This window comes from Celeribacter sp. PS-C1 (assembly GCF_019429625.1).
Taxonomy (GTDB): Bacteria; Pseudomonadota; Alphaproteobacteria; order Rhodobacterales; family Rhodobacteraceae; genus Celeribacter.
In genome coordinates this window covers 19,249-31,916 of the sequence record NZ_JAHXRW010000005.1, presented here as the reverse complement: position 1 = coordinate 31,916, position 12,668 = coordinate 19,249, and the positions used below count along the sequence as shown (strand labels likewise).

Genomic DNA, 12,668 nt, shown 5'->3' with positions numbered 1-12,668 from the left:
AATAGAGACGCGGCACGGGAAACCCCGCGCCGCGATGGAGAGCCGTCAGAGCTTAGCGATAGACGCCCGGCACGGAGAGCGACGGGACATCGCCACCGATCCATTTTTCATAGAGCTCTTCGTAACGCCCGGTGCGGACCTGTTGGTTCACGAAGAGATCGAGGTAGTTCAGGAAGCCGTATTCGTCGCGTTTCGCGAAGAGACCGACATAGTCGATGTCAAAGGGGGCTGTGCCAACGACAGAGATGCCCTCGAAATTGCCGGACTTCACATTGGCCTGCGCCACGGTCGAGGTCGACACGGTTGCGTCAAGCTGGCCTTGGCTCAGCGCGAGGAACACGTCAGCCTGCGTCTGATACGGACGGAAGGTGGAACCTTCGCCCCATTCGTTGACGAATTCTTCCAACGCGATGGCCTCATAGGTGCCCGCGACGGCGCCCACGGTGTGGCCTTTCATGGCTTCGAAGGAGTCGATGCCGGTTTCATCATTCGCCGTCACCGCCATTTCAAAGGCGAAGTAAGGCACGGTGAAGCCCACGGTCTTGGCGCGCTCCAACGTGTCGGAGGTGGAGGCGACACCCACATCGACACGACCGGACATCAGCGCAGGGATACGTTCCGGGAAAGGAGTCTCTACGATCTCGGCCTCGACACCGAGAGCGGCAGCCAGATCGTTACAGTAATCCACGTCAAAACCGATCGGCTCGTTGTTTTCGTCGCGCATCCCCATCGGCGGAAAGTCCAGAACGACGGCGCAGCGCAGCTTGCCGGACGAGATCACGTCATCAAGCTTGTCTGCCTGAGCGGCCGTCCCCGCGACGGCGGTAACGGCAAGCAAAGCGGCGGGCAAAGTAAATTTATTCATGGGTCTTCAACCTCTCCTGAGTGGGTTTTCTGGCCCCCACATTTGCTGCGGGGATTATTCTTTTTGATATTATTTTTCATATAAGAAAAAACTTAGTATGCAAATAATATTTTAGAAAAAAATATTTCCACCTGTCAGAGCGAAGCTCGAAAACAGACAGCTAAAACAAAACTGTAGGTGGTTTCTGGGGCGCCCAATGGCACAAGTCATCTCAAGCATCTGAGATGCATCACGTCGCGTCACCGCATTCCACAGCCCCGAAGAGGTCCGAGAATCACGCTGTGTGCCGCGAATAATTACGCTCTTTCGCCTTTGGACGTTTATGAATTGCTGCCCTAGTGGACAGCATAGACAAACAGACGCGATTTTTTGTCGTTGTCGTTGATGATGAAAAGCCTGTCACCCGCGGGGTTGAGCGCAATCCCTTCGGCGTTCTCGATCCGCCTCAGCGCCCCTCCATCATCCTTCCAAAGAAGCTCGAAGCGCTGAGCAGGCCCCTGCCCGCGCCTCCAGAAAAACGCGCTCTCACCCGTGTCACTTACGATCCAGAGCGCGTTCCGGCCCGCGTCGTAATCGAGTCCAGAAACATCCAGATGATGCTCTTTCACCCTCTCCACAACAAATCCATTCTCCGCCGAGAGCGGCTCGACCGATAGAATGTCAGTGAGGTCAGGAGACAGTTCAACGAGCACGCGGGGGCTGCGCTCATTGACAAGGAGCACGGCCCCAGTGGTCGCGTCAATGGTAATGCCTTCCGGCGAGAAACGTCCCTCCAGCAAATCCCGCACCTCGTCCGATGCGTTCTCAATCACCTTTTTCAGCGCGTATTTTTCGACATTTTCGGGCGTGTCGCGCGGGATCACATAGATGGCGGCCTGATCCTCGGAGAGCACAAGCAACCGTCCACGTTGCACATCCAAAGTCACGCCTTCCGGATCTTCGAGATGATCGATTACACCGATATCCTTCACCCTCTCTCCGCTCGCTGAGAGGCTATAGAAGCGATCGGTGTTGTCGCTGATGACGAGAAATTCCTCCGTCTCAGGATCAAAGACGAGGCCCGAGGGTTCTTCGAAATCCTCGTGATGCGCATAAATCTTCCAGCTTCCGAGAAATTCCAGCGCGACGGGGTCGCCCACGTCCTCGGACGCAACCGGAGACGCGATGCCGCCGACCAAAAACAACAACGCACATCGGATATAGCTCTGAACACACGCCATGACTTCGTTAATCGACGTGCCAATCGACAACGCCGCTTTTGCCGGTGGCCTGCATCTCTGTCATTTCTTCAATCAGAAGGTTTTGGGCACCGGGTTTGCGCGAAGATAGCGTGTAGCGCACCGTTGGCTTGAACTTTGCCTTAGTCACAGTGACAACCGAGAACCCCTTCTCCTCAAGCATCTTTGGCAGGTCACGCAGCAAACCGAGAGAGTTTTTCTTTTCCTCGAATTTTACTTCCAGTCCGAACAACTTTGTCTTGCCAAAAATCTGAAGCAAAAACCACGCCGCAATAGTCCCGATCATCGCCATGACCGGGAGGTCCAGCCCCACCGCAAGGCCGGCCAAGGATGTCACGACCAGTTGGCCCGTGTCCGCAATCGTGCTGGATTCCATCCGAAAGCGGAACAGCCCCCCAATGCCAAAGATCACGAAGCCGATCAGATAGCCGTGGTGCATGACAAGAAAGCCGGTCAGCATCCCGATCAGAGCAAAGAGAAACATGCCCTTTTGAAGCTCTCCGCCCAACACCTTTGACGGGACATCGCGATTGGCCGGGTGAAAGGCGAGAAGCGCCGTGAACACTGTCGTCTCCACAACGGCAAGCGCGAACTCAAGCACCTCTTTCCAATTCGTCAACTGGCTCCAACCGCGGGCGCGCACGTCGATCTCCGAAGGAATAACAAGCGGGCCATCCGGGCTCTGGGCCAGTGCCGGTGCGACGACCACAAGGGCCCCCAACACCCCCAGAAAAGCAAAGAAGTATATGCTCTGAAAGCGCCATGTGTTGGCTTTACGGTTCATGGTTTGCATTCTCTCTATCAGGCACGCAAACGGCCTAGTCCTGTTTCCAAGTCACATGCGGCAGAGACACATGGTCCAGCCGCTCAATTCTACGATGCGATGTTTCCAACGTGTGCGGAAGGCCCGAAATCTCGACGCGTTCTGAATAATCCGGCGCCTTAAAAGCACTGACCTCGATGTGGCCGTCCTCGGAGAACTCAAGAAGAGTAATCGCCTGAAAGCGTTCGCTCTCGGCGCCGATGAGGGCTCTTTTTCCGCTGCCCAGACAGGCCTGAGAAATCACTCCGAGATCGCCAACCGCGCCCGGATAGAAGGCATGATGGTGGCCGGAAAGGTGCAGATCCACATCCAGCTTTGACAGCAGGGCTTCGAAAACCGGATCGCCGATGATCTCTGTTTCGCGCCCAACAGCAAAGGGCCACAGGGGCAAGTGGCTGAAGACAACGCGACGCTCCGGCGTGCCCGACATGATGTCACTGACCCAACCCATTTGCTCCCCAGAGAGAGGGCCGACCGTCGTGACATCCACGGAAGCAAAGCGCACCCCTCCAAGATCGAACGCATAAGAAAACGGGTAGTTGGACCCTTTGACAAAGTCCAAATCCGGTTGATGCGCGATCCAGGTCTCGCCGTAGATCGCCCGCTCAAGCTCAAACCCGCCGTACGCCGATCCATCATGATTGCCGGGCGTCACCGCCAAAGGAATCTGCGCAGCCGTCAGCGGATCCGTCACCGCCTGATGAAAGCCCGCCCACATGGCGCGGACTTCGCGTTCACTCAGATGCGGCTTGCGTTGCCCCGCCACCATATCCCCGGTGGAGATCACAAGGTCGGGTTTCATTTCAACGATCCGGCTCACAGCGCGTGTGACCGATGAGGAATAATCAACGGAGCCATAGCTACCATTCAAGTCAGAGATCACCACAACTTTCAGACCGTCCGCCGCCCCAGCACTCGCGCATAGGATCAGGGAGACGATCGCCAGAAGTTTACGCACCATCACAAGAAACCTGTTCGGCGACAACCTGACCGGTTTCAAAGAAACGCTTCGGGTGAAGATCAAAGATCAGCTCGCCGCGCTCGCAGCTGTTGCGCAAAATATCGGTCGCAAGCGCAGTATTCTTGACGACTTGGCTCACCTGCCGCTCCGTCATACCAAGACTGGACGCCAGCCACTGATAGATCTCGCCCTGCGCCGTGAGATCAGCATTCAACGCGATCAGACGTCGATAAATGTCCGCATCGAAATGTCGGATTTTCTCCAGCATCTGGGTCGATTTCGCGAAGTTGGCATAGGCCACACGCCCGGCAGCGTCGTTGTCGTTGAGGTTCGTGCGACGGATCAGGATCGCCTCGGATGGAACAGTGCCATCAGCGGGCTCGTGATGGTTGGCTTTCTTATGTTTCAGCTCACCCTCTTCCACCCAATAGTAATAGGGCGTGAAATCAATATTCCCGATCCGGTCCTGTTGGCTGAAAATAAAGTCCAACAGAACAATTTCAGACACTTCGCGCATCCAATAGGCAACCTGATGCGCAGAGACGTCAGACCCCAAATCGCGATTGATCTGGCTATCTTTTCTGGCCTCGCTCAGACCATGAGCAATCGCCTGTTCCAGTGGAAGCATTGAGCGCAGCGCCAAAAAGGCGGGGGTTTCTTGAAAGTCAAAATTCTGACCTTTGCCCCAGCCGGATTTCCGTGTGCCGTTGACCTCTGACCCATAGCGATGACCGGGGCTGGTGAGAAGCACGCCGTAAATTTGTGTCCGGTCAGAGGTAAAGAGCTCATCCGTTGGCGAATAGGTCGACGGATTTTGCTCCGCGTTCACGAGATGCCGCCACCCTTCGTGGTTCATCCGACCCGTGTTCCCAGAAAGCGACAGCCCCGGGCGCGCCACTTCTTTGGACTGTTCCGCGGCATCCATACTGCGCCAAACCGCCACCGGGACCTTCACCGTCATGTCGAAATAGCGCGACAGATGGTAATAGAGCAGCGGCGCGGTCGAAAATGTGCCGCTGGTGCCCTCGGCATTCATCGTCACTTTGAATTTCGCGAGCGCATCCTTGGCCTGAGCGCTCGCCGACTTGCCCTCCCGGCAGGCATCTCGGTGGAAACGGTCGCGCGCGCCCGCGTAGGGCCCTTCGCTGATGTCATAGACCATCATGCCGGGGCTCGTGCTCCAGGTTTTCGGACAAAGCGCAACATTCGTGTGATAGAGGTCGATCTCACAAAAGGCCTCTTCTTCTTTCAGATCGTCCTTTGAATACTTCGCGCCGGGAAGCGATGCGATCCGCACGCATCGTTCCATAAGGCCGTTTGGGCTCGTGAAGGTCATCTCGGCACCGATCACGGCGTCCGAGGCCTGAGCGGTCATGGAGGAAAGCAGCAGAAAGGTTGAACTCAGAAGGGCCTTGGCGTGTGTCATAATCGGGCGTCTCTCTTATTTCGGACAAATAGCTGCGCGTTGTTCTTCGGAAATCGCGAGCGTTGGATCAAACGAGAAGTTTTCAAACTTCGCATCAATCCACGCGTCACAGCCGCCCGAACAGGGCGCGTCGTTGCGTGCGGTGTTCCAGTAGTCTTTCGCCCGGTCTTCGCTCCAACCACAGAACTGAACAAGCGCCATTGCGGACAGCGCGCCAGAGGCGTGGACGCCCCACATACAATGCACCAAAACCGGACCTTTTTCCGGCGTGACGATCGTGTCGTGGATCGCTTTCATGACATTTGCCGGCCGCGACGAACGCGCGGACTGATAGTCCAACGAGCCGGTGCTGCAAGAAGTCTCGCCATAAGATGTGTTCTTGCCGAAGTCTGCATAGAAAGCTGTCGAGAACCCATCCTGGCACAGCGTAGTCTTCTGAGACGACGACAGTCCGGTGCGGTCTTTGTCGCCGCCGGAGAAACCAGAGCGATAGAGAACGCCGCTCAAAACAGGGCGGAAAAACGCTGTACCTTCCGGTGCGCCATCTGTCGAACGGGCATAAAGCTCTTTTTCCGATGGACCGCCACTTCGAACAGTAAAATCAGCCGCATGTGCTGACGCGGCAACAAAGGCACTCAACACGAGGCCGAAAACGAGTTTCATTGAGCTTATCCCTTTCACAATTTTGAAGTGACGAAATGCACGCGTGTCTCCATTTTCATTGAGGTCGCGAAAGAGAGCGCAAGTCCAGACAATTTAGCTCTCTAAGGTGCTTCATTGTGTCCAATCTCTCTATTTCGCTCGCTATGGCACCACGCAGATGTTTCTTCGACTGGTAGTTTTAAAAGGGCCGATTGTGGAACGGCGAAAATATGCGAAATGATTTGGTTTCTTTGCTTTCGGTGAGATAAATTTCGGACGCTTCCCCCGCATTTCCGACACGGACGAACTGACGTCGACGCCTTTCACTGACCTTCACTACAGGACAGCGTCTCACGCCACTTTTATTCAGAACCGGCCCTTCTCTTGCTCGCCGTGACATTGCGGCTCGCGATCTCAAGGTATTCCGGTGTCACTTCGCGCGGCACGTCCTCATATCGGCAATAGGCATCAATATGTTGCAGCAAAAAGCGCGGGTGCGCGCCGGATGTGATGTGCTGTTTCTCTTCATATTCCTTGGTGAAGAAGTCGCCCACCACATCCGGCTTCCAGTCAAAAGCAAGGTCGCGGCACGCATCCTCGAAGATTTTCAGAAAATCCTCGCGGGTCGGACAGGGTACGTAAATCTTGAAATAGATGCGCCGCAGAGAGGCCCCGTCCCCAAGTTCTTCGGGGAACATGTTTGAAGAGAAAACCACCAACTGATCGAAGGGCACCATGAACTTGCGCCCGGTGTGCAGCGAGAGAATATCAAACCCCTTTTCAAGCGGGACGATCCAGCGGTTCAGAAACTCCTGTGGAGTGGAAACCTGACGTCCGAAGTCATCCAGCACGAACACACCGCAGAGCGCTTTAAAATGCATGGGCGCTTCGTAAAATCGTGAGGTGACGTCGAAAGAAAGGTCCAACATCGGCAGCGTCAACTCGCCCCCCGCGATCACGACAGGGCGGCGACAGGGCACCCAACGCGCATCGAGTGGTGGCATCTCGGGATCCTGCTCCACCACCTCATGCAATGTTTCATCGAAAAATTTGATGATCTGATTGCCGACCAGCATGGCGTAGGGGAAGTAGACCGTATCGCTGAACGCATCGCCCAACGCTTGCGCGAGCGATGTCTTTCCGTTCCCAGGCTCGCCATACAAAAGGACAGAGCGCCCGGAATTGGCGGCCGGACCGAGTTGTGCCATCATCCCTTTCGGCAAGACCAAATGCTTTGACGCTTCCACCAAATCGTCGCGATGGATTTCTTCGGTGTGGATGGACTGTTCCTTAATTTGCGCGGTGAACGCTTCAAGCGTCACCGGCGCAGGTCCCACATATTGCGAGGCCAGCATGGCTTCGATTGCCACTTTGCGACCTGCATCCGTCAGACTGTAGCGAATGTCGGATTTGATATCCGCACTCTCAAGCCCCTGCGCCTCCACCAGCAGAAGACGCGTCATCTCCTTAATCAGCAGGCGACAGATCAATTTGGACAGTTTGATCTCTTCGGCAATCAAAAGCGGCGTCAGCGTTCCCCGCTCATACATGACCTTCGCGACCAGATTGATGAGAAAACTCATGCTAAGCCCCGTCTCCTCTACGGTTTTGGGCGGCTCTGGATAATGAAATTTGGTCATGTCATGTCTTTCTCTGGTGAAGTCCTCATGCCTGTCTGGTTAACGCGGCGACAAGCCAACCATCATTTTCATGATCGTCATCAAGATCGGCACAAGCACGATGACGAGGTTGACCGGAAACATGAAAAGCGCCATCGGCATGAGCATCTTCACGGGCAAAGCATTGGCCTTTTCCTCCGCTCGGATCAGCCGCTGTTCGCGCATCTCAGAACTGAACACCCGTAGGGTATGGCTGATCGACGCGCCGAGTTCTTGCGACTGCTTGAACAAAACAGCAAGCGTGCGGGCCTCATCCACATTGATGCGTTTCGCAAAATTCATCAGGGCTTGATCAAGGGGCCGACCCGCTCGCGTTTCGAGGTTTACGATGGACAACTGCACGCCGAAATCCGGCGTAGTGACCAGAAACTCGCGCGTCACGCGATCGATTGCAGAATTGATCCCGAGCCCGGAATCGACACACACAAGCAGCAGATCCATAAAATCAGGAAAGAGCTTTCCGAACTCTCGCTGACGCTTCTTGGCCTTCTGTTCGAGCACATAAGAGCAAAGCACAAAAACGATCCCGCCGAGAGCGAGCGCGATGAACATATGTGCAAAAGACCCCGCGCCGACGAAGAGGATCGAAAAGGCGATGAAAGACGCGGTGATCACGCTCAGGCTCACAAGGATGCGGATGATGTTGAAAGTCCGCAGCGCCCTGGGAGAAAAATATCCCGCCTGCACAAGCCGCATCCGCAAGGAATTGGCCGGCTCATTTTTCACGACATCAAGATAGTAGCGGATGCTCTCATTGCCTGAGCCGAGATTCTTGTCGATCTGGTCTTCACGTTCTTGTCGGCCTTTACTCGCGCGCTCCATACGCTTGGAAACATCGCGACGACCGAGAATAAAGTCCGCGAGCACAAACACGCAGAGCAAGACTGCCACAAAAATCAGAATGAGGACTGTCGTTTCCGTTAGCATGTCGAGCTCCCAATCCGTTCAGAAATCAAAGTTCACCAAACGGCGTATGATGATCATTCCGAAGAAAATCATGATGAGACATCCGGTGACGACAAGTGTGCCGTAGCCGGATTCCCAAACCGGATCGAAATACTCGGGCACCAAGGCTCGGATCATGTAGTAAAGACCGAAGGGGAAGCCGAGCATGATCCAAGCGGTGATGCGGCCCTCTGCCGAAATCGCGAGGATTTTCCGCTTAATCATCAATCGGGCACGGATCATGCTGGAGAGGTTTTCCAGAATTTCCGAAAGATTGCCGCCCGTTCCCCGCTGAACGCTCACCGTTACCGTCAAAAGCTGAATCTCCGGCGCGCCCACGCGATCATAAAGTGCCATCATGCCCAATTCGAGATCCGCACCATAGGTCATCTGATCATGCAGAATGCCAAATTCCGACCCGATCGGATCCGGCATTTCTCTCGACACCAATGCGATCGCGGCGTTCAGAGGATGCCCTGCATTGAGGCTACGGACGATCACATCGATCGCCTCTGGAAGTTGACGTGTGAAGAGACGGATACGGCTCGCGCGCTTCACCCAGAGAATAAGCACGCCCAGCGCCACGGCGAAAACCAGCGAAAAGATGACTTGAGGAATGCCACTGAGCCCCAAGAACAACCCCGAAGCGAACAGCCCAAAAAGCGCAAAGAGGATCAGATAGGAAATCTGCCGGACATTCGAGATTTCGAGCCCTGTCTGGCCGATGAATTTCCGATGGATTGCGGAGAAGGAACTGAGGTCCGTTCCCTCGCCCAACCCGCGGCGTTTGAGAAGTTCCTGAAACGCATCCGGGCCGTCCACGCGCTGTTTGACAGCCTCCAAACGGTTGGCAACCTCTTTGCGGGACGAAAGACGGCGCATCAAGATACGCAACACGGTTTCGACCAATAGCAGCGCCGCGATAAAAATCAGTCCATAGAGAAAGATCAATCTGTCGTTCATGCAGGTGTCGCCTTGGATGGATCAAAGGTTTCGCTCGGAAGATTGAGGCCCATCGTCTCCAACTCTTCGTAAAAGGTTGGGCGAATGCCCGTGGGACGGAATTCTCCCAAAATCATGCCGTCGTCGGTCACGCCAAGACGTTTGAATTTGGCGAGTTCCTGAAGCTGGATGATGTCGCCTTCCATCCCTGTAATCTCGGAAATCGAAGTCACGCGCCGCGTGCCGTCGCGCAAACGCGACAGTTGGACGATCAATTGAACCGCCGACGAAATCTGAGAGCGGATGGCTGTTTGTGACATCGGCATCCCCGCCATACCTACCATTTGCTCGATCCGGCTGATCCCGTCGCGAGGGCTGTTGGCGTGCACCGTCGACATCGACCCCTCGTGGCCGGTGTTCATCGCCTGAAGCATGTCAAACGCCTCGCCGCCACGCACCTCGCCGACGATGATGCGGTCAGGGCGCATCCGCAGGGCGTTTTTGACGAGATCGCGCTGCATGATCTCATGCCGGCCATCGACCGTCGGCGGGCGAGTTTCGAGACGCACGACATGGGGCTGCTGAAGCTGAAGCTCTGCCGCGTCCTCAATCGTGACCAGACGTTCCTGAAACGGAATGTAGGAAGACAAGGCGTTGAGCATTGTCGTTTTCCCCGACCCCGTGCCGCCCGAAATGATCATTGAGATCTTGGCCTCGGCACAGGCCGCCAAGAGATCAGCCATGCCTTGGGACAGGGCTTTGTTCTCGACGAGTTTGTCGAGAGAATAGGGACGCTTGGCAAATTTCCGGATCGAGACTTGCGGCCCGTCCACGGCGACAGGCCGGATCGCGACGTTGACACGTGAGCCGTCCTGCAGACGGGCATCCACCAGCGGAGAGCTTTCGTCAACGCGACGCCCGACGGAGGCGACCACCTTGTTGATGATGCGCATCAGGTGGTCTTCATCCTTGAAGCGCACATTCGTTTTTTCCAAAACCCCGCCGCGTTCAATGAAGACGCTGCCGGAACCGACGACAAGAATATCGGCGATGCTGTCATCGTCCAAAAGCGGCTCGAGCGGCCCCAGACCGAGCATCTCGTCGGCGATGTCGTTGATCAGCCCTTCAAGCTCGCTGCCGCTGAGGGGAAAGCTGTTGGCCTTTGCATAGTCGCGCACCAGAGGGCGCAATTCATCGTGCAACTCGTCCTCTTCCATCGTGTCGAGGATCGAAAGGTTGATCTTGTCGATCAGGAAACGGTGCAATTCAACACGTTCGTTGACGAAATCACGCAACTCCGTCTGCGCCGGTTTCGCATGCGCCGAAGGTTTCTCGACGGAAGGTTTCTCCTGCAACGTCGAAGGCGTCTCTGCGCCCTCTGGCGTCTCGACATTTTTCTTTGTGTAGAAGCGGCCTAACATGCGTGTCCCCCCTATTTCACAACGACCAGCGTGCCGGGTGAGACCTTTTCATAAAGGCTCATCACATCGGCGTTCGTCATCCGAAAGCATCCCGAAGTTTCATAATTCCCAATGGTTCCGGCATTGTTAGTGCCATGAATCCGGTAGAGCGTGTCCCGGCCGCCTGAGAACAGATAGAGTGCCCGCGCGCCGAGCGGATTATAGGGTCCCGGCGGGACATATTCCGGCAAAGAGGGATCGCGTTTGCGCATTGCGCCCGGCGGCGTCCAGCCCGGCCAAGTCGCCTTGCGCCCTACGACCGTCGCCCCTGTCCAGAGAAATCCATCGCGTCCGACAGAGATTTTGTAGCGCTCTGCCTTGCCTCCTCCCAAAAGCCGATGAAGCGTTTGATCCGCGTTGGAGATCACAATTGTGCCCGGCTTGAAGTCGTTGGGATACTCGACGATTTCCATGGTCTGGGGGCCATGATCGCGCGGGACGCGTTTCACGTTCTCGGCCCAGGAGACTGACGGGACCAAGACGCTGGCAACCGCCGCCGCAAGAAATCTTCGACGATCCGGGCGCAGCCTCGTCATGACGTCACCTTGGGCGCCATCTGCAGCTTTTCGAAAATTTTCGACAGCCGCCGTGAGAAGCCGTTGCGCGCGCGGATTTCCACCGGAAGGATGCCCCGATCAAGCGCTTCGCCAAGGATGTCTTTCTCTTCCGGAAGGAAGTAGTAGGGCACGCCTTCGAGCAGGGATTGCAACCGCTTCTTGCTGATGCGACTGCCAAAGAGTTGGCCGCTTTTCTTGTTGATGATTACATTCAGCGGGAATGTTTCGCCCCGCAGCTTCCGCACATGTTTGACCATATCGAGCGTATGTTTGAGCGCGGGCAGGTTAAGTTCTGTCACCAATGTGCAGGTGTTCACTGCGGACAGGACATCGTCACGCCACTCGGTTTCGTAATACGGAATATCCAGAATGGTGTGCGTGTGTTCCAACAACACAGCATCCAACATCCTCAGAACAAGCTCATAGCTGCTGATCTCAGTATTCAATCCCGGCTTTTTGAACGAGTAGAGATAGAACCCTCGACGATGCTTTTGCTGAACAAGGCGGATGAATTCGTCGTCGACCCGCTGCGGCGCACTGACGACCGAGCCAAGGTTGAATTCGTTGACCATATCCAGAGCGTAGGAACAGTTCCCTGTCGAGAAATCCAGATCGAACAGAGCGACATTGGAGTTTTTCTTGTTTTCCGACACGAACAGGTCCGCAAGGCTGACAGCGACGGTCGTCGCACCGGCGCCGCCTACAACCGACAACACCGCATGCACGCTGTTGTCCTGAATGCGCTTCACACGGAACGCGCCAATAATGGCGCTGTCAAGCGCATCGGCGGATACGGGCTTCGCGAGCCAGTCCTGCACATTGTGCTTGAGCAAAAGTCGGGTCTGATCCGCAGAGAGTTCGGTCGAGACGATCAGCACCGGCAGATCGGGTGTCGTGCCTCTGACATTGGTCAGGACTTGGATCTCTTCATGTCCCAAACTTTCTACATGCATCAAAAACAGATCGTAGGTCGACTGAGACAGCACCTTTTGCAGGTCCTCCTGCCGCACCATCTCGACCTTGCCTGTGGAACGGCTTTTCAGCGGTGCCAGAACATCGTTCTGATCCAAACCTTCGCCGTTGAACATCAAAATCTTTGCTTTAGATCCTTCTTGCATAGTCACCCTTCT

General features: G+C 55.5%; 12 protein-coding genes. All 12 read right to left on the bottom strand.

What is annotated here, in order from left to right:
- Positions 1-52: 52 nt before the first annotated feature.
- Complete coding sequence (locus J5Y17_RS08820; RefSeq protein WP_219784883.1) at positions 53-865, bottom strand: transporter substrate-binding domain-containing protein; 813 nt, start codon at positions 863-865, stop codon at positions 53-55.
- A 335-nt stretch (positions 866-1,200) separates the two neighbouring features.
- Entirely contained in the window at positions 1,201-2,085 is an 885-nt protein-coding gene (locus tag J5Y17_RS08815; protein WP_219784882.1) for an SdiA-regulated domain-containing protein, read from the bottom strand.
- Between the two features lie 7 nt (positions 2,086-2,092).
- Positions 2,093-2,887: a hypothetical protein gene (locus J5Y17_RS08810; protein ID WP_219784881.1), complete on the bottom strand. Its 795-nt coding sequence runs from the start codon at positions 2,885-2,887 to the stop codon at positions 2,093-2,095.
- Positions 2,888-2,921: 34 nt separating this feature from the next.
- Positions 2,922-3,887, bottom strand: coding sequence for a metallophosphoesterase (locus J5Y17_RS08805; protein ID WP_219784880.1), 966 nt, complete (start codon positions 3,885-3,887; stop codon positions 2,922-2,924).
- On the bottom strand, positions 3,877-5,313 hold the full coding sequence (locus J5Y17_RS08800) for a hypothetical protein (RefSeq protein ID WP_219784879.1): 1,437 nt from the start codon (positions 5,311-5,313) through the stop codon (positions 3,877-3,879). Before J5Y17_RS08800 ends, J5Y17_RS08805 begins: the two co-directional genes overlap by 11 nt.
- 15 nt (positions 5,314-5,328) lie before the next feature.
- Complete coding sequence (locus J5Y17_RS08795; RefSeq protein ID WP_219784878.1) at positions 5,329-5,976, bottom strand: hypothetical protein; 648 nt, start codon at positions 5,974-5,976, stop codon at positions 5,329-5,331.
- 341 nt (positions 5,977-6,317) lie between these two features.
- Entirely contained in the window at positions 6,318-7,595 is a 1,278-nt protein-coding gene (locus J5Y17_RS08790; RefSeq protein WP_219784877.1) for an ATPase, read from the bottom strand.
- Positions 7,596-7,634: 39 nt separating this feature from the next.
- Positions 7,635-8,561 carry a type II secretion system F family protein gene (locus J5Y17_RS08785; protein ID WP_219784876.1) on the bottom strand — a complete coding sequence of 309 codons (927 nt, stop codon included), beginning with the start codon at positions 8,559-8,561 and terminating at the stop codon, positions 7,635-7,637.
- Between the two features lie 18 nt (positions 8,562-8,579).
- Positions 8,580-9,542, bottom strand: coding sequence for a type II secretion system F family protein (locus J5Y17_RS08780; RefSeq protein WP_219784875.1), 963 nt, complete (start codon positions 9,540-9,542; stop codon positions 8,580-8,582).
- Positions 9,539-10,942 carry a CpaF family protein gene (locus J5Y17_RS08775; RefSeq protein ID WP_219784874.1) on the bottom strand — a complete coding sequence of 468 codons (1,404 nt, stop codon included), beginning with the start codon at positions 10,940-10,942 and terminating at the stop codon, positions 9,539-9,541. Before J5Y17_RS08775 ends, J5Y17_RS08780 begins: the two co-directional genes overlap by 4 nt.
- A gap of 11 nt (positions 10,943-10,953) precedes the next feature.
- Entirely contained in the window at positions 10,954-11,517 is a 564-nt protein-coding gene (locus J5Y17_RS08770) for a L,D-transpeptidase (protein WP_219784873.1), read from the bottom strand.
- A complete protein-coding gene (locus J5Y17_RS08765) occupies positions 11,514-12,656 on the bottom strand; it encodes a hypothetical protein (RefSeq protein ID WP_219784872.1) in 1,143 nt (380 codons plus the stop codon). Before J5Y17_RS08765 ends, J5Y17_RS08770 begins: the two co-directional genes overlap by 4 nt.
- Between the last annotated feature and the right edge of the window lie 12 nt (positions 12,657-12,668).

Bases quoted from the DNA above. Each gene is read 5' to 3' on its own strand.
- J5Y17_RS08800 (WP_219784879.1), bottom strand. From the start codon at position 5,313: ATGACACACGCCAAGGCCCTTCTGAGTTCAACCTTTCTGCTGCTTTCC.
- J5Y17_RS08775 (WP_219784874.1), bottom strand. From the start codon at position 10,942: ATGTTAGGCCGCTTCTACACAAAGAAAAATGTCGAGACGCCAGAGGGC.
- J5Y17_RS08785 (WP_219784876.1), bottom strand. From the start codon at position 8,561: ATGCTAACGGAAACGACAGTCCTCATTCTGATTTTTGTGGCAGTCTTG.
- J5Y17_RS08805 (WP_219784880.1), bottom strand. From the start codon at position 3,887: ATGGTGCGTAAACTTCTGGCGATCGTCTCCCTGATCCTATGCGCGAGT.
- J5Y17_RS08820 (WP_219784883.1), bottom strand. From the start codon at position 865: ATGAATAAATTTACTTTGCCCGCCGCTTTGCTTGCCGTTACCGCCGTC.
- J5Y17_RS08795 (WP_219784878.1), bottom strand. From the start codon at position 5,976: ATGAAACTCGTTTTCGGCCTCGTGTTGAGTGCCTTTGTTGCCGCGTCA.
- J5Y17_RS08770 (WP_219784873.1), bottom strand. From the start codon at position 11,517: ATGACGAGGCTGCGCCCGGATCGTCGAAGATTTCTTGCGGCGGCGGTT.
- J5Y17_RS08790 (WP_219784877.1), bottom strand. From the start codon at position 7,595: ATGACCAAATTTCATTATCCAGAGCCGCCCAAAACCGTAGAGGAGACG.
- J5Y17_RS08780 (WP_219784875.1), bottom strand. From the start codon at position 9,542: ATGAACGACAGATTGATCTTTCTCTATGGACTGATTTTTATCGCGGCG.
- J5Y17_RS08765 (WP_219784872.1), bottom strand. From the start codon at position 12,656: ATGCAAGAAGGATCTAAAGCAAAGATTTTGATGTTCAACGGCGAAGGT.
- J5Y17_RS08815 (WP_219784882.1), bottom strand. From the start codon at position 2,085: ATGGCGTGTGTTCAGAGCTATATCCGATGTGCGTTGTTGTTTTTGGTC.
- J5Y17_RS08810 (WP_219784881.1), bottom strand. From the start codon at position 2,887: ATGAACCGTAAAGCCAACACATGGCGCTTTCAGAGCATATACTTCTTT.